The 16,506-nt window shown below is 63.7% G+C and carries 15 protein-coding genes; 10 read left to right on the top strand and 5 right to left on the bottom strand.

Annotated features, from left to right (window positions below):
• Positions 1-80: 80 nt before the first annotated feature.
• Positions 81-959, bottom strand: coding sequence for a branched-chain amino acid aminotransferase (locus tag LB551_RS14745; protein WP_224623010.1), 879 nt, complete (start codon positions 957-959; stop codon positions 81-83).
• A 155-nt stretch (positions 960-1,114) separates the two neighbouring features.
• On the opposite strand from LB551_RS14745, the gene LB551_RS14740 reads away from it, so the two are divergent.
• Together LB551_RS14740 and LB551_RS14735 are read left to right on the top strand one after the other, a co-directional pair.
• Positions 1,115-1,777, top strand: a complete 663-nt coding sequence (locus LB551_RS14740) for a haloacid dehalogenase type II (RefSeq protein ID WP_140494758.1) — start codon at positions 1,115-1,117, stop codon at positions 1,775-1,777.
• 216 nt (positions 1,778-1,993) lie between these two features.
• Complete coding sequence (locus LB551_RS14735) at positions 1,994-2,818, top strand: L,D-transpeptidase (RefSeq protein WP_140553967.1); 825 nt, start codon at positions 1,994-1,996, stop codon at positions 2,816-2,818.
• Positions 2,819-2,904: 86 nt separating this feature from the next.
• Here the strand turns inward: LB551_RS14735 and LB551_RS14730 are convergent, their stop codons facing one another.
• Positions 2,905-4,443, bottom strand: a complete 1,539-nt coding sequence (locus tag LB551_RS14730) for a helicase HerA-like C-terminal domain-containing protein (protein ID WP_224659642.1) — start codon at positions 4,441-4,443, stop codon at positions 2,905-2,907.
• 283 nt (positions 4,444-4,726) lie between these two features.
• Between LB551_RS14730 and LB551_RS14725 the strand changes: the two genes are divergently transcribed.
• The 4 genes from LB551_RS14725 to LB551_RS14710 all read left to right on the top strand — a co-directional run bounded on the left by LB551_RS14725 (position 4,727) and on the right by LB551_RS14710 (position 9,004).
• Positions 4,727-6,169, top strand: coding sequence for a methylmalonyl-CoA mutase subunit beta (locus LB551_RS14725; RefSeq protein ID WP_224623013.1), 1,443 nt, complete (start codon positions 4,727-4,729; stop codon positions 6,167-6,169).
• Positions 6,166-8,286, top strand: coding sequence for a methylmalonyl-CoA mutase (gene scpA, locus LB551_RS14720; RefSeq protein ID WP_224659641.1), 2,121 nt, complete (start codon positions 6,166-6,168; stop codon positions 8,284-8,286). Before LB551_RS14725 ends, scpA begins: the two co-directional genes overlap by 4 nt.
• A gap of 110 nt (positions 8,287-8,396) precedes the next feature.
• Positions 8,397-8,618: an AbrB/MazE/SpoVT family DNA-binding domain-containing protein gene (locus tag LB551_RS14715; protein WP_140494768.1), complete on the top strand. Its 222-nt coding sequence runs from the start codon at positions 8,397-8,399 to the stop codon at positions 8,616-8,618.
• Positions 8,615-9,004, top strand: coding sequence for a type II toxin-antitoxin system death-on-curing family toxin (locus tag LB551_RS14710; protein WP_140553973.1), 390 nt, complete (start codon positions 8,615-8,617; stop codon positions 9,002-9,004). The genes LB551_RS14715 and LB551_RS14710 overlap by 4 nt, the downstream gene beginning before the upstream one ends.
• Positions 9,005-9,013: 9 nt before the next feature.
• On the opposite strand, the gene greA is transcribed toward LB551_RS14710, so the two are convergent.
• A complete protein-coding gene (greA, locus tag LB551_RS14705; protein ID WP_224659640.1) occupies positions 9,014-9,490 on the bottom strand; it encodes a transcription elongation factor GreA in 477 nt (158 codons plus the stop codon).
• A gap of 118 nt (positions 9,491-9,608) precedes the next feature.
• On the opposite strand from greA, the gene LB551_RS14700 reads away from it, so the two are divergent.
• A complete protein-coding gene (locus tag LB551_RS14700; RefSeq protein ID WP_224659639.1) occupies positions 9,609-10,985 on the top strand; it encodes a TIGR03808 family TAT-translocated repetitive protein in 1,377 nt (458 codons plus the stop codon).
• Positions 10,986-10,997: 12 nt separating this feature from the next.
• Here LB551_RS14700 and LB551_RS14695 read toward each other — a convergent pair whose 3' ends face one another.
• Together LB551_RS14695 and LB551_RS14690 are read right to left on the bottom strand one after the other, a co-directional pair.
• Complete coding sequence (locus LB551_RS14695; RefSeq protein ID WP_224659638.1) at positions 10,998-12,002, bottom strand: asparaginase; 1,005 nt, start codon at positions 12,000-12,002, stop codon at positions 10,998-11,000.
• A 26-nt stretch (positions 12,003-12,028) separates the two neighbouring features.
• On the bottom strand, positions 12,029-13,195 hold the full coding sequence (locus LB551_RS14690) for an acetyl-CoA acetyltransferase (RefSeq protein WP_224659637.1): 1,167 nt from the start codon (positions 13,193-13,195) through the stop codon (positions 12,029-12,031).
• A gap of 189 nt (positions 13,196-13,384) precedes the next feature.
• Between LB551_RS14690 and betI the strand changes: the two genes are divergently transcribed.
• Genes betI through LB551_RS14675 form a run of 3 tightly spaced genes read left to right on the top strand, consistent with a single transcriptional unit; the run spans position 13,385 to position 16,505 of the window.
• Entirely contained in the window at positions 13,385-13,975 is a 591-nt protein-coding gene (gene betI / locus LB551_RS14685; protein WP_224659636.1) for a choline-responsive transcriptional repressor BetI, read from the top strand.
• Positions 13,972-15,501: a choline-sulfatase gene (betC, locus tag LB551_RS14680; RefSeq protein WP_224659635.1), complete on the top strand. Its 1,530-nt coding sequence runs from the start codon at positions 13,972-13,974 to the stop codon at positions 15,499-15,501. Before betI ends, betC begins: the two co-directional genes overlap by 4 nt.
• Positions 15,498-16,505, top strand: coding sequence for a threonine/serine dehydratase (locus LB551_RS14675; RefSeq protein WP_224659634.1), 1,008 nt, complete (start codon positions 15,498-15,500; stop codon positions 16,503-16,505). Before betC ends, LB551_RS14675 begins: the two co-directional genes overlap by 4 nt.
• The last annotated feature ends 1 nt before the right edge of the window (position 16,506 follow it).

Here is a 16,506-nt window from a genome sequence, read left to right as displayed (position 1 = left end):
TGCTCTTTCTAAGCGGGTTCCGGAGAACTGTCACACAGTTTCCGGAAACCGGGCGCATTGCGACAAAAAGCCTGGGCGGATCAGCCCGCCGCCGTCGAATGCGCCCAATCCCAATAGAGCTCCCGCGCCTTCTTGGCCACCGGCCCGGGCTGCAGGCTGCGGTCCTCAATACGCGTGATCGGAATGACCTTGGAATGGTTGCCGGTCGAGAAAATCTCATCCGCCTCGAGGAATTCACGCACCGACAGCGCCTTCTCGGTGGTCTTGAACCCGTACTCGCCAAGCAACGTCATCGTGCGCGAGCGGGTGATGCCGGACAGGAAGGTGCCGTTCGGCGCCGGCGTCAGGACGTGGCCGTCCTTGACCAGGAAGATGTTCGAGGTTCCGGTCTCGGCGACGTTGCCCAGCATGTCGAGCACCAGGGCGTTGTCGAAGCCGCGCATCTTGGCTTCGAGGATGGCACGGCCATTGTTGGGATAGAGGCAGCCGGCCTTGGCGTTGGTCGGCATGGTTTCGATAGTCGGGCGTCGGAACGGCGATACCGTCACGGAAAAGCCGGTCGGCGAGATCATCGGCGATTCGTAAAGGCACAGGCAGAAACGCGTCGAGGCGGGATCGGCCGGCACGCCCATATAGCCGCCGTGCTCGGCCCAATACATCGGCCTGATATAGACAGCCGTCTTGCCATCGAATTTCTTCAATCCGTCCCAGGTCAGCCCGACGATCTTCTCGGCCGTCATCGAAGGCTTGAGACCCAGCGCGATCGCCGAGGCGTTCACGCGCGCGGCATGAAGCTCAAGATCGGGAGCGACACCCTCGAACCAGCGGGCGCCGTCGAACACACTGGTGCCGAGCCACATTGCGTGGCTGCGCGGACCAAGAACGGCGACATTGCCCTCGTACCAATCGCCGTCGACGAAAGTCCATGTCGCGGAAAGTGCGGCAGCCGCCAGTGTCATTGCTTTGTCCCGTTTCGATCCAATCTCGTGTTGCGGCATTGGATGACGCTTTGGCCGGCGTCGTCAACCAGCATCGCGGAGTTTTGTTGAGGCCACGGACGGCGCGCTGCAATCAAGACTTGCACCTTGCCTCGCCTCGCCTCAAAACTGTTGCCATGCAATACGCCGCTTATGTTTTCGACGCCTACGGCACACTGTTCGATGTTCATGCCGCCGTGCGCCGCCACGCCGACGCCATCGGACCGGACGGCCAGTTGCTGTCCGAGATCTGGCGCGCCAAGCAACTCGAATATTCCTGGGTGCGTACGTTGATGGGCGCCTATGCCGATTTTTGGCAACTCACCGAGCAGGCACTTGATTTCGCGTTGCACAAGGTGCCCTCTGCCGATCCCGGCCTCAAGGCGGCATTGCTGGACGCCTATTGGCGGCTGGACTGCTATGCGGAAGTGCCCGCCGTACTGAAGGCGCTCAAGGCGTCCGGCGCCAAGCTGGCAATCCTGTCCAACGGTTCACCGGAAATGCTGGAGGCAGCCGTTAAATCGGCGGCGCTCGATCAGGTGCTGGACGATATCTATTCCGTCGATGCGGTACGGCGCTTCAAGACCGATCCGTCGGTCTACGACATGGTCACCACGGGCTGGCGCCTTTATCCGGGTGCGGTCTCCTTCCAGTCGTCCAACCGCTGGGACATTGCCGGCGCGACCAAGTTCGGCTTCCGCACCGTGTGGATCAACCGCTCCAACCAGCCGGAGGAGTATCGGGATTTTCCACCAGCCCTGATCCTGCCGTCGCTCGATGCCCTTGTCACAGGTGGCTAACGCATGCGGCCCAAAAGTAATCCTGGTTTTCGCTCTAGCCCGCACACTCCTGTGACCGTAGCGCCACAGTGGCGACGCGGTCACAGCTTCGCCTTTGTTTGTCCACCTTGAGGCCAGATTCGGAACCGCCTATCGCGCCCAAGTGTTGATCAGGCACCCTCGCAACGGTCGGCATATTCACGCTTTGTTGCGATTTCAGACTTAAAGAAGGCAACCATGTTCCCAGCCGAAATCGAATCCTATCGCCTGAGCCGTCGCGGCTTTCTCAACGCCGCAGCCCTGGGCGCCGCCTCGATCGCGGTTTCCGCATGCGCCACCACCGGATCCGGGCCAGTCGAGCCACCGCCACCGGCCTATGTCGAGCCGCCGCTCGCCGACTACGTGACGATGTACGCCGCCGTCAGCGATGGCGGTTTCGAAGTGCCGGCCATTCCCGTCGACAGGATCGATCCGCAATTCCTGCGCCAGATCGTGCCCGACCCGACCGGCCAGAAGCCGGGAACCATCGTCGTCGATACGACCGGGCACTTCCTCTATCTGGTCCGTCCGGGCGGCCAGGCGATCCGCTACGGCGTCGGCCTCGGCCGCGCCGGCTTCGAATGGTCTGGCGATGCCGTCGTCCAGTGGAAACAGAAGTGGCCGAAATGGACGCCGCCGGACGAGATGATCGCCCGGCAGCCGGAACTGAGGCAATACAGCGCCGACAATGGCGGCATGCCAGGCGGGCTGAAAAACCCGCTCGGTGCACGTGCGCTCTATCTCTTCCAGGGCAACGTCGACACGCTCTACCGACTGCACGGCTCGCCGGAATGGCGTTCGATCGGCAAGTCGGTGTCGTCGGGCTGCGTGCGCCTGATGAACCAGGACATTATAGACCTCTATGACCGCGTGCCTTCGAAGACCCCGGTCATCGTGACCAGCGACGCCAGCCAGCCCATGGTGGCGACGGCGAACCACAAGGCCATCCCGATCGATGCCGGCGTGCCGGACGGATCGGTGCTGCTTGGCCCGGTGAAAGCGGTGACCGACGCGATTTTCTGATCGGAGGGAGGGTGAATGCGGCGACTCGCCGCCTTCACCCTCCACATCAGCCTATCCCGGCATGGCCGTTGCGCGATCGCGCTTGCCTATCTGCCCCTCGACAGACTGCCGAGTATCCCGCGCACGATGGCGCGGCCGACCGACGAGCCGACAGAGCGCACCACCGACTTGATCGCGGCTTCCGCCACCGTCTGGCGGTTGGACGGGCGCGGTTGAGGGGAGCGTCTGCCGCCGGGCTGCTGCGGCGGGGCATCATTGCCGAAGCCCGGAATGGTCCAGCGTGAACGGCCGGCCTCGGCCTGCTGTGCCTCGGCATCCGCAGCGTCCTTGGCCTTCTTCTGCAGCATCTCGAAAGCCGATTCGCGATCGACACGCTCATCGTACTGGCCGATCACCGGGCTTTCCTGGATCAGCTTCTGGCGCTCGGCGGGGGTTATCGGCCCCAGCCGTGACGACGGCGGGCGGATCAGCGTGCGCTGGACCATGGACGGGATGCCCTTGGCTTCCAGCATTGAAACCAGCGCTTCGCCGGTGCCCAGTTGCGTGATCACGGTCGCGCAATCGAAATCCGGATTTGGCCGGAACGTCTCGGCTGCGGTCCTTACCGCCTGCTGCTCGCGCGGCGTGTAGGCGCGCAGCGCGTGCTGGACGCGGTTGCCGAGCTGGGCCAAGACCTTTTCAGGAATATCCAGAGGGTTCTGAGTGACGAAATAGACGCCGACGCCCTTCGAGCGGATCAGGCGCACCACCTGCTCGACGCGGTCGATGAGCACCTTCGGCGCGTCGTCGAAAAGCAGATGGGCCTCGTCGAAGAAGAAAACCAGCTTCGGCTTGTCGGGATCGCCCACTTCGGGCAGCTCCTCGAACAGTTCCGACATCAGCCAAAGCAGGAACGTCGCGTAGAGCCGCGGATTCATCATCAGCTTGTCGGCGGCCAGCACGCTGATGGCGCCGCGACCGTCGCGGGTGCTGCGCATGATGTCGGCGATGCGCAATGCCGGCTCACCGAAGAAGTTCGCCGCCCCCTGCTGTTCCAGCACCAGCAGCGTGCGCTGGATGGCGCCGACCGAGGGTTTCGTCACATTGCCGTAGCGGGCGCTGATCTCTTCGGCTCGGCCGGCGATATTGGCGAGCAGCGCCTGCAGGTCCTTGAGGTCGAGCAGCAGCAGGCCTTCCTCATCGGCGATGCGGAAGGCGATGTTCATAATGCCTTCCTGGGCTTCGGACAGATTCATCAACCGCGACAAGAGCAGCGGGCCCATCTCGGAGACGGTGGCGCGGATGGGGTGGCCCTGTTCGCCGAACAGATCCCAGAAGATGACGGGGAATTCCTGGAAGTCATAGGGGTCGAGCTTGACCTGCTCGGCGCGCTTGACCAGGAAATCCTGCGCCGTGCCCATCATGGCGATACCGGAGAGGTCGCCCTTCATGTCGGCGCAGAACACCGGCACGCCGGCATTGGAGAATCCCTCGGCCAATATCTGCAAGGTAACTGTCTTGCCGGTGCCGGTGGCACCGGTCACCAGGCCGTGACGGTTGCCATATTGCAAAAGCAGTTTTTCCCCGCGCTGATAGCTGTCGTCGGGCTTGCGGCTGGCGCCGATGAAAATGGTGTCGTCAGCCATATGTCCGGTCTCCGCAAACTGCTGTGTATAGAACCAGCCCCTTGCCCGAAGGTATAGTGGCGCCCCTGCACAGCGACAATGGCAGTCAGCGAAAATGGCCTTTTTTGGAGCTTGCGGATTTTGCCCGTGTTTGGCAATCGTTCATGCTTCGTGCTCGAAGGCTGGTGTACGCTCGAGGGATCGAATTCGAGTCTTGGAAGCGCATTGCATTGCGGTATCGCACCGGGACCCGTAGACTGAAGTGCTCCAGGCTGATGCGGCCGCATAGTGACGAGGACAGTGGATGAGCGCCGGAGCCTTGACCAGGGATAACGAACTTCCGAATGCCGACCGGCAGCGATGGCTGGCCTTGGCTGAAAAGGCGCTCGCCGGCGCATCCTTCGAGGAAAAACTGGTCTCGCACACCGATGACGGCATCCGCGTGGAACCGATTTATGAGCGCGCGGCGGCGGCGGAGCCCATCGTGCGCGCCAACCCCGGATCGCCATGGATCGTCAGCCAGCGCATCGACGATCCCGACATTGGTCGCGCCAAAGCCCAGGCGCTGGAGGACGTCGCGCAGGGTGCGACGGGATTGTCGCTCGTCTTCGAAGGCGCCCCGAACGCGTTCGGCTACGGCCTGCCGAGAACGGCGCAGGCGCTGGAGACGGTTCTGGACGGCATACCGTTGAACCGCGTCCAGATCCGCATCGACGCCCATCCGTGGAGCCGCCCCATGGCCGACTGGCTGGTGGCGTTCCTTGGCAAGCGCCGCTCCGACCCGGCAAAGCTCAACCTCTCCTTCGGCATCGATCCGGCGGCTATCCTGGCCGGAACCGGCCGGTTGCGTATGTCGATCGAGGCGCTGCAGGAATCCATGCCGCAATCGCTGGCGCATTTCTTTTCGATGGGCGTACCCGGCGTGCTGCTAGAGGCGGATGGGCGGGTGTTCCACAATGCCGGCGCCACGGAGGCGCAGGAGCTTGGCATCATGCTCGCTTCGGCCGTCTCCTATCTCAGGATGTTCGAGAAAGCGCGGCAACCGCTCGTCTACGCAGCGCCCCATATCGGGTTTGCGCTGAGCGCCGACCAGGATCAGTTCCTGTCGATTGCCAAGGTCAGGGCCTTGCGCAGGCTGTGGGCTCGCGTCCAAGAGGCCTGCTCGATCCCGACTTCGACGGCCAATATTCACGCCGAGACGTCGTTTCGCATGATGACGGCATTGGATCCGGAGACCAACATCCTGCGCACGACGATCGCCTGCTTCGCCGCGGCGGCGGGTGGAGCCGATTCGATCGCCATCCTGCCGCACACCGTCGCGCATGGCCTGCCGGCGCCTTTCGCACGCCGCGTGGCCCGTAACGCGCAGTTGATCATGGCCAATGAAAGCCACATCGATCAGGTCGCCGATCCCGCCTGCGGCTCCGGTGGCGTCGAAGCGCTCACCGCTGGCCTCTGCGAAGCGGCCTGGGCCGAGTTGCAGGCGATCGAGGCCGAGGGCGGCGTGCTGTCCAGCCTTAAGGAGGGACATATACAGGAGCGCGTTCGCACCGCCGCCTCCCAGCGCGCCGCCGCCTTCCGATCCCGCGAGCGCGCCATCGTCGGCGCCACGCTCTATCCGCAGAAAATCGAGCGCGCGGTCGAGACGCTGGCCGCGGAGCGGCGACCTGCCTTCACGGAAGGCATCGTCATGTGCGAGCCGCTGTTTCCGGTCCGCATCGATCAAGCGATCGGAGCCGCTTCTTGATTCCGGATTTCAGCCAGGTCGGCTGGGCGCCGCCGCGGCGGGCGCCGGTCGAGATCAAGGGCCAGCGGATGACGCCGGAAGGCCTTGCCGTCAAACATCTGTACAATCAGGGCGACCTCAAGGGGCTGCCGCATCTCGACACATATCCGGGCATGCCTCCCTTCGTGCGCGGACCCTATCCAACCATGTATGTCCAGCAGCCGTGGACGATCCGGCAATATGCCGGTTTCTCGACAGCGGAAGAGTCCAACGCCTTCTACAGGCGCAATCTTGCCGCCGGCCAGAAAGGCCTGTCGGTCGCCTTCGATCTCGCCACGCATCGCGGCTATGACAGCGACCATCCGCGGGTGGCCGGCGATGTCGGCATGGCGGGCGTGGCCATCGATTCCATCCTCGACATGCGCCAGCTCTTCGACGGCATTCCACTCGGCGAGATGACGGTGTCGATGACCATGAACGGCGCGGTGCTGCCGATCATGGCGCTCTACATCGTGGCGGCCGAGGAACAGGGCGTTGCGCAGAAGGATCTCACTGGCACCATTCAGAACGACATTCTGAAGGAGTTCATGGTCCGCAACACCTATATCTATCCGCCAAAACCCTCGATGCGGATCGTTTCGGACATCTTCTCCTACACGTCGAAGAACATGCCGAAATTCAACTCGATCTCGATCTCCGGCTATCACATGCAGGAGGCCGGCGCGACGGCGGACCTGGAACTCGCCTACACGATCGCCGACGGAATCGAATATGCCCGCGCCGGCGTCGCCGCCGGGCTCGACATCGACCGCTTCGCCCCGCGCCTGTCCTTCTTCTGGGCTGTTGGCATGAACTTCTTCATGGAAGTCGCCAAGCTCAGGGCGGCGCGGCTGCTGTGGTCGAGCCTGATGATGAAGAATTTTTCGCCGAAGGACGAGCGTTCGCTGTCCTTGCGCACCCACTGCCAGACCTCTGGCTGGTCGCTGACGGCGCAGGATCCCTACAACAACATCATTCGCACGATGATCGAGGCGATGGCCGCCACACAGGGCCATACACAATCGCTGCACACCAATTCCTTCGACGAGGCCATGGCGCTGCCGACCGATCATTCGGCCCGTATCGCCCGCAACACGCAGTTGATCCTGCAAAAGGAATCCGGCACCACGCGCATCATCGATCCGTGGGGCGGTTCGGCTTATCTCGAGAGGCTGACGCATGATCTGGCGGCGCGTGCGCTTGCCCATATCGAGGAGGTCGAGGCGCTCGGCGGCATGGCCGCGGCGACCGAGAAGGGCATTCCCAAGCTGCGCATCGAAGAGGCAGCCGCCCGCACTCAGGCGCGCATCGATTCAGGCGAGCAGATGCTGGTCGGCGTCAACGCGCACCGGCCCGGCACGGACATAGAAGTCGATGTCCTGAAGATCGACAATGCCGAGGTAAGAGCCCGGCAGCTATCGAAGCTGCAGCGGCTGAAGGGCACCCGCGACGTGGCAGTGCTCGAGAATGCGCTCGCGGCGCTCTCCCGCGCGGCCGAGAGCGGCGACAACCTGCTCGAATTCGCCATCCATGCCGCGCGCGCCAATGCGACGGTCGGGGAGATTTCGCTGGCGCTGGAAAAGGTCTTTGGCCGCCACGTCGCTTCGGTGCAGACGATTTCCGGCGTCTACCGCCAAGCGCTCGGCGACAACCCGGCCGTCGACCGGCTGCAGGAGAAGATCGGCGCGTTCGAAAAGAAGACCGGCGGCAAGCCGCGCATCCTGGTCGCCAAAATGGGACAGGACGGACATGACCGCGGCCAGAAGGTGATCGCCACAGCCTTTGCCGACCTCGGCTTCGACGTCACCGTCGGCGCCATGTTCCAGACGCCGGAGGAGATCGCGAAGCTCGCCCACGAGCAGGATGTGCACATTGTCGGCGCGTCATCGCTGGCGGCGGGACATCTGACGCTCATCCCGGAACTCAGGGATGCGCTGAAGAGGCTCGGCCACGGCGACATGCTGATCGTTGCCGGCGGCGTGATCCCTCCGCAGGACTATGATGCCGTGCTGCAAGCGGGTGCGGCGGAGATCTTCCCGCCCGGTACCGTGATCCCGGAAGCGGCGGAGCGGCTGATGGACCGGCTGCTGGTATCGTGAATTCTCGGCAATGAGCGTGTCCGGGCCTTCCTCCATTCGTAAGTTATAATATCTGTTGCAACGGCGCGGCGGTCGAGTTATAATTGACGTTGCAACAGGAGCAACCCAGCATGAACACCACCATTCGCAAGATCGGCAATTCCGAAGGTGTGATCCTGCCCAAGGAGCTACTCGACCGCCTGAATCTCAAAGCCGGTGATCAGCTTCAGGTTCTCGAAACGGACAAGGACATCGTCCTCAAACCGGTCGACGATAGTTTCGAGCGGCAGATGGAAGCTGCTCGCAAGGTCATGGACAAGTACAAGGTCGCGCTTCAGAAGCTCGCCGAATGAACTGGGAGTTCCTGTCGCGCCGCGCGGTCGAAGCGATGCATGCCGAGCAATTGCGCCGGCATGGCGGCGCACAAGGTTTGCGGGATGAAAATGCACTCGAATCGGCGCTGACCCGGGCCCAGAACAAGGCCAATTACGGCACTCCGTCGATTGAAGATCTTGCAGCAGCCTATGTCTTCGGCATTGCCAGAAATCATGCCTTTGTCGACGGCAACAAACGCACGGCGATTGTCGCCGCCGGCGCCTTCCTGATCGTCAACGGTCACGTCCTGACGGCGGACAACGGCACGCTTTATGAATTCGTGATGGCTATCGCCGCCGGCGAGATCGATGAAGCGGGTGCCGCCGCGTTCTTTCGCGACCACATCGTGCAGACTGAGAACTGACGTTGGGGTTCAGCCGCCCGCGCTCAGCTTGACGATTTCCCATTCCTTGCCGTTGACGGTGGCGACATCGCCGACCTTCTTGCCAAACAAAGCAATCGCCATTGGCGACACATGGGAAATGCTGCCTTTCGACGGGTCGGCCTCGTCCTCGCCGACGATCTTCCAGTGCACCTTCTTGCCGTCCTCGGCTTCGAGCGTGGCGCCCATGCCGAAGCGGATGACGTCGCTCCCGGGCTCGGGCACCGAAAGCTCGGCACTTTCGCGCCGCGCGGTCCAGTAACGTAGGTCGCGCGACACCAGCGCGATGCGCTCGCGGTCTCCCCGGCGCTCGGCTTTGGCCAATATGTCGCGCAGATCGGCCAGATTCTCCTCGATCATTGCCAGGCCACGCTCCGTCACCAGGTTGCGGTGTTGGCTGATCGGCCGTTCGCCGACGCCTGCGATGGCGTTTTCTCTGTCTTCCTCGCGGGTAAAGGCTCTGCTCATTCCTTGAACTTATGCCCGCCCTCACGACTTCACAAGTCATTGCCCCTCGCCGGGAACGCAGGAGCCCGGCTGGCATGAATCCTGCCACTAGACGTGTAAAACGCCAGGACCTGTGCCGATGTTGAACAGACGCAGACTGCTTGTGCGGACAGCCGGTTTTGCCGTGTTCGGGCTTTCGCTGGGCAAGGCAGCCGCCGCGAGCTTGCCCGGCATTGAGAAAGCCTCGATGCGCGGATCGATCAACGCCACCGAGCTTGGCGTGCAACCCGGCACCTTTGACGATCAGAGCAAGGCTTTCGCCAAGCTGCTGCGCGAGGCCAGCGATCGGGACATGCCGGTGTTCCTGCAGCCCGGCACCTATGTCGTATCCAACCTGACGCTGCCCGGCCGGGTGCGCCTTAGCGGCGTGCCTGGCGCAACACGCATCGTCTATGGTGGCGACGGTCACCTGTTCATGGCCGAACAAGCCGATCACATCGAGCTCAGCGGCCTGGTCCTCGACGGCTCAAACCGCTCGATGGGCGACTATGCGCAAGGACTGCTCGATCTGCGCCGCGTGGCGCATCTCATTGTCGATAATTGCCAGATAACCGGTAGCGGCAAGAATGGGCTGGCGCTCGAGCACGCGGCGGGCCGGGTCGAGCGCACGGAAATATCCGGAGCGGCGGACGCCGGCATCTATTCGGTCGAGGCCGCAGGGCTGGCGATCACAGGCAACACCGTCTCCGACTGCGCCAATGGCGGCATCCTCGTGCACCGCTGGCAGGTGGCGGAGGACGGCACCATCGTCACGGGCAACCGGGTCGAACGCATAGCGGCGCGCGGCGGCGGCACAGGCCAGAACGGCAATGGCATCAATGCCTTCCGCGCCGCCAATGTGATCATCTCCGGCAATATCGTTTCGGACTGCGCATTCTCCGCCATCCGCGCCAACAGCGCCAGCAATCTGCAGATATCAGGCAACACCTGCCTGCGCTCTGGCGAAACGGCGGTCTACTCCGAATTCTCGTTCGAGGGCGCCGTTATCAGCAACAACGTCGTCGATGGTGCCGCCAACGGCATCTCGATCGTCAATTTCAATGAAGGCGGCCGCATGGGTGTTTGCTCCGGCAACATCGTGCGCAACCTGTCGACATCAGGTCCCTACCCGGCCGACCCGCCGGGATTCGGCATCGGCATCGGCGTCGAGGCCGACACCACCGTGTCCAACAATGTCATCGAGAACGCGCCGCTCTACGGGATGTCGGTCGGCTGGGGACCGTATCTGCGCAACGTCGTGGCTACCGGCAACATCATCCGCAAGGCGGGCACCGGCATCGTCGTCAGCGTGGTCGACGGTGCCGGAACCGCCATCATCTCCGACAATGTCATCGACGGCGCGGCCAATGGCGCCATTGTCGGGCAGCGTTGGGCCGACCCGGCCACGGGCGATCTCGCCGCGTCAGCCGATACCGGCTATCCGCACCTGACCGTCGAGCGCAATCACGTCAGTTGAGAAGCGCCTGTCTCAGGCCAGCGCCGCCGTCGGCCTCAGCGCACCGACCTTGGCGCCGGCCCGGCTTTCGATGGGTGCGTTTGCCATTTCGAGCAGCCTCGCCGCCAGGGCTTCGTCCGCGCGCAACAGCCTTGCGAGGATGGCGGCAACCATGGCTTCACTGGCACGGCTGGCGCCATCGTCGCATTTGAGCGCGATGCCGAGACCGAGTTCGGGAATTGCGGCACAATGAACGCCTTCAGCGCCGCCTTTCGCAAAAATCCGCCCGGGGGCGGCTTCCATCAACGCGACGTCTTCGCGGTCCGTTCCGGCAACAAAGAACGGCTCTGCCATGCAGGCGGCCAGCAGACGGTTTGCAGCTTTGGCTCGCACCGGTGCAAAACCCGTCCCGGTCGCCATCCGGGCAAAGCCCAGCGCGAAACTCCTGAGCGGCACCGCGTAGGTCGGGATGGAACAACCATCGGTCGCGCGCTCGTCGGCGCCGTGGCGGGCTCCTGTTACCGCCTGCATGGCGTCGCGCACCATCTCCTGCAAGGCGTGATCGGCCCTGACATAGCCGCCATGCGCGATGCCCGCGTGAACGCAGGTGCAGAGGAAGCCCGAATGCTTGCCGGAGCAGTTGTTGTGCAGCGCGTTGGGCGAGCCGCCGGCACGCGCAAGTGCTATCTCCGCATCATGGTTTGAAGGCCAGTGCGTGCCGCATTCAAGCGCCGACCCGTCCAGCCCCGCCCTGGCGAGCATCGACCTGGCCAGTTCGACATGGGCCGGTTCGCCCGAATGGGAGGCACAGGCCAGCGCCAGTTCGCGGTTGCCGAAGCCATAGGCATCGGCGGCGCCGCTTTCGACCAGCGGCAGCGCCTGGATGGCCTTGACGGCGGAGCGCGGAAACACCGGCCTCGACGTGTCGCCGATTTCCAGAACCGGAGTGCCATCGGCATCGAAAACCGCGGCCGCGCCTCGGTGGGCGCTCTCGACGATGGCGCCACGCAGAACTTCGATCAGAACCGGATTTGTCATGTTGCCCCCGCGGATGCGGGTCGCTTTTACCGAATCCGATCGAGAATGGAAACGTAATTGGCGACCGCCGCGCCGCCCATGTTGAAGATGCCGCCAAGTTTGGCGTTGGGCACCTGGATGCCGCCCGCCTCACCGACGAGTTGCATGGCGCTCAGCACATGCATCGACACGCCGGTGGCGCCGATCGGATGACCCTTCGCCTTCAGGCCGCCGGACGGGTTGACCGGCAGCCGTCCGTCCTTTGCGGTCGTGCCGTCCAGCGCCAGTTTGGCGCCCTCGCCGGGCTTCGCCAGGCCCATGGCCTCATATTCGATCAGTTCGGCGATCGTGAAGCAGTCATGCGTCTCGACGAAGGAGAGATCGTCAAGCGTCACGCCGGCTTTCCTGAGCGCGCGGCTCCAGGCCTGCTCGCAGCCTTCGAAGGTGAGAATGTCGCGCTTCGACATGGGCAGGAAATCCTGCACGTGCTCATTGGCGCGGAAGGTGACGGCGCGGCGCATCTTCAGTGCCGTCGCCGTGTCGGTGAGGACGAGAGCGGCGGCACCGTCGGAGACCAGCGAGCAGTCGGTGCGCTTCAGCGGACCGGCGACGAAGGGGTTCTTCTCGCTCTCCTGGCGGCAGAACTCGTAGCCGAAATCCTTGCGCATCTGCGCATAGGGATTGTCGACGCCGTTCTTGTGGTTCTTGGCGGCGATCATGGCAAGCGCATCCGACTGGTCGCCGTAGCGCTGGAAATAGGCCTGCGCGATCTTGCCGAAGACGCCTGCAAAGCCGGCCGGCGTCTCGCCATCCTCGGGCAAATAGGAGGCTTTCAACAGGTTCTTGCCGATCTCGGGGCCGGGCGTCGTCGTCATCTGCTCGGCGCCGACCACCAGCACGATGCGGGCGGCATTGGCATCAATGGCGCGGATGCCTTGTCTGACCGCGGCCGAACCGGTGGCGCAAGCGTTCTCGACGCGCGTCGCCGGCTTGAAGCGCAGCCGGTCGTCGGCCTGGAGGACAAGGCTGGCGGTGAAATCCTGCGCGGAAAAGCCGGCGTTGAAATGTCCGAGTACGATCTCGTCGACATCGTCCGGGCCAATGCCGGCATGGTCGAGCGCCTCGGTTGCCACTTTGACGATCAGGCTCTCCAGCGTTTCGCCTTCAAGCTTGCCGAAACGCGAATGCGCCCAGCCGACGATGCATGCGGTCATGGCAATCTCCATCTGCCGCGGATCCTAACACGTCATATCGCGGCTTGAGCATTCAATATTGTTCAATAGTGAACCGTTTTCCAGCCCGCGGGATGAGCCAGAGCCGACAATCGGTTGTCGTTCGGGCTGGATTTTTGTTGATTGACCCGTCAATAAAAAATAATCTTCGACCGAAACATCGGGAACAGCATGCCGAAAGTCGGAATGGAGCCACTGCGCCGCAAAGCGCTCATCGACGCGACGATCTCGGCGATCGGCGAGCGCGGCTCGCTTGACGTGACGATGTCGGAGATCGCCGGGCGCGCCGGCGTGTCGTCGGCGCTGGCCCATCATTATTTCGGCGCCAAGGATGAACTGCTGTTCGCGACGATGCGTCATATCCTGGCCAAACTGACCGCGGACATGCGGCGCGCGCTTCAATCCGCCGGTTCCCCACGCGAACGCGTCTCGGCGGTGGTGGCCGTCAATTTCTCCGAGATCCAGTTCCGGGCCGAAACGATCGCCGCCTGGCTCGCCTTCTATGTCGAGGCGCAGAAATCGGCGGCGCTGCGCCGGCTGCTCAGGATTTATGCGCGGCGGCTGCATTCGAACCTGATGAGCGGGCTGGTCGGCATCCTGCCCCGAGCCGAGGCCGACCGCGTCGCCGAAGCGACGGCGGCGATGATCGACGGGCTCTACATCAGGCGCGCGCTGAAGGACGGCGTGCCCGATGCCGCGACCGCGATCGCATTGGTCGAAGACTATCTCGAAATGAAACTCAGCGGACGGCAGAGGCAGTGACACGCAAGCAACCAAATTTCCTGGTCGTCATGGTCGATCAGCTCAACGGGACTTTCTTTCCGGACGGGCCGGCTGACTTCCTGCACGCGCCGCATCTGAAGGCATTGGCCGCCCGCTCGGCGCGCTTCCGCAACAATTACACCGGCTCGCCGCTCTGTGCGCCCGGCCGCGCCTCGTTCATGAGCGGCCAGTTGCCGTCGCGCACCGGGGTCTATGACAACGCGGCCGAGTTCGCCTCGTCGATTCCGACCTTCGCTCATCATTTGCGCGCGGCCGGCTACTACACCTGCCTGTCGGGCAAGATGCATTTCGTCGGGCCGGACCAGTTGCACGGCTTCGAGGAACGGTTGACCACGGACATCTACCCGGCCGATTTCGGCTGGACACCCGACTACCGCAAGCCCGGCGAGCGCATCGACTGGTGGTATCACAATCTGGGCTCGGTGACCGGGGCCGGCATCGCGGAAACCACCAATCAGATGGAATATGACGACGAGGTCGTGTTCCTGGCCGCGCAGAAGCTCTATCAGCTTTCACGCGAACAGGACGATGAGGAGCGCCGGCCATGGTGCCTGACCGTTTCGTTGTCACATCCGCACGATCCCTATGTCGCCCGCAAGCAATATTGGGACCTTTACGAAAATTGCCAGGCGCTCGACCCGGAAACCGGTTTCATCGCGTATGACGAACAGGACACGCATTCGCAGCGGCTGTATGTCGCCAGCGATTATCCGTCGTTCCAGATCAGCCCTGAGCAGGTGCGCCGTTCGCGGCGCGGCTATTTCGCCAATATTTCCTATGTCGACGACAAGCTCGGCGAGCTCCTGGACGTCCTCAAGCGGACGCGCATGCTTGACGACACCACCATCCTGTTCTGCTCCGACCATGGCGACATGCTCGGCGAGCGCGGCCTATGGTTCAAGATGAGCTTCTTCGAGGGCTCGGCGCGGGTGCCGCTGATGGTTGCCGGCAGGGGCGTTGCGGCCGGGCTGATCGAAGCGCCGGTTTCCAATCTCGACGTGACGCCGACGCTTTGCGACCTCGCCGGCATCGACATCGATGCCGTCGCGCCATGGACCGATGGCCAATCGCTGCTGCCCCTGATCGACGGTGAGCAGCGCAGCGCGCCTGTGCTGATGGAATATGCGGCTGAGGGTTCATACGCGCCTCTGGTGGCTATCCGCGAGGGCCGATACAAGTTCGTCCATTGCGAGCTCGATGCGCCGCAACTGTTCGATCTCCAATCCGATCCGCTGGAGCGAAAAAACCTCGCCGCCGATCCGGCCAACGAACCGCTGGTCGCGGCGTTCATGGAGAAGGTGCGGGCGCGCTGGGACATGGCCGCTTTCGACGCCGCGGTGCGCGAAAGCCAGGCGCGCCGCTGGGTCGTCTATCGGGCGCTGCGCAACGGCGCCTACTACCCCTGGGATTTCCAGCCGCTGCAGAAAGCGTCCGAGCGCTACATGCGCAACCATATGAACCTCGACAATCTCGAGGAGAGCAAACGGTATCCGCGAGGCGAATGATGGCTACGCTTGTTCCCTCACTCGACCACCTGAAGCAAGCCTATGCGGTCACCGCCAAGGCGACGCAGATCACGCCGCTGCTGGAATCGGCGACGCTCGCCAGGGAAACCGGCGCCGCTCGCGTCTTCGTCAAGGCGGAATCGCTCCAATGGGCGGGATCGTTCAAGGTGCGGGGCGCCTACTGGCGGCTGAAGCGGCTGTCGCCCGACGAAGCCAAGAAGGGCGTCGTCGCTTATTCTTCCGGCAATTTCGCGCAAGGACTGGCGGCTGCCGGCCAGGCGCTCGGCATTCCCGTCACGATCGTCATGCCGATCGACGCGCCGGCCGCCAAGCGCGACGCCACAGCGGGCTATGGCGCGCGCGTGGTGCTTACCGATCACGGCGAGCGCGCGCGTGAGGAGGTCGCCGCCACGCGGGCGCGCGAGATCGCCGAGACCGAAGGGCTGGCATTGCTGCATCCCTTCGACGACCCGGAAATCGTGGCTGGCCAGGCAGGGGCCGGGCTGGAGGCGCTGGAGCAGCTTTCTGCCAAGGGCGCGAAGGCGGACGTGCTGTTCTGCTCGGTCGGCGGCGGCGGCCTGATCGGCGGCGTTTCGCTCGCTTTCCACTATCTGTCGCCGGCCACAGAAACCATCGGCGTCGAGCCCGAAGGTTTCAACGGCATGGGCGCCTCGTTGGCGCATGGCAGCATCGAGACCATGCCGCTCGCACCGAACTCGATCTGTGACGGGCTGATGTCGCGGCGGCCCGGCGACGCGCCGTTCGCGGCGGTCAGAACCGCCGGCGTTCGCGGCATCACCGTCGACGACGCCTTGGTGCGGCGGGCAATGAAAATCGCCTTCGAGCGGATGAAGCTGGTGCTTGAGCCGTCCGGAGCTGCCTCGCTGGCGGCACTGCTCGGCGGCAAGGTGGATGTGGCCGGCAAGACCGTCCTTGTGGTGGCTACCGGCGGCAATGTCTCGCTCGCCGATTTCATCACGCATGTGAACGATGGGCGCATATGAA

The sequence above is a fragment of the Mesorhizobium sp. BR1-1-2 genome, from assembly GCF_020165435.1.
Lineage (GTDB): Bacteria > Pseudomonadota > Alphaproteobacteria > Rhizobiales > Rhizobiaceae > Mesorhizobium.
This window is presented reverse-complemented; position numbering and strand designations above follow the sequence as displayed.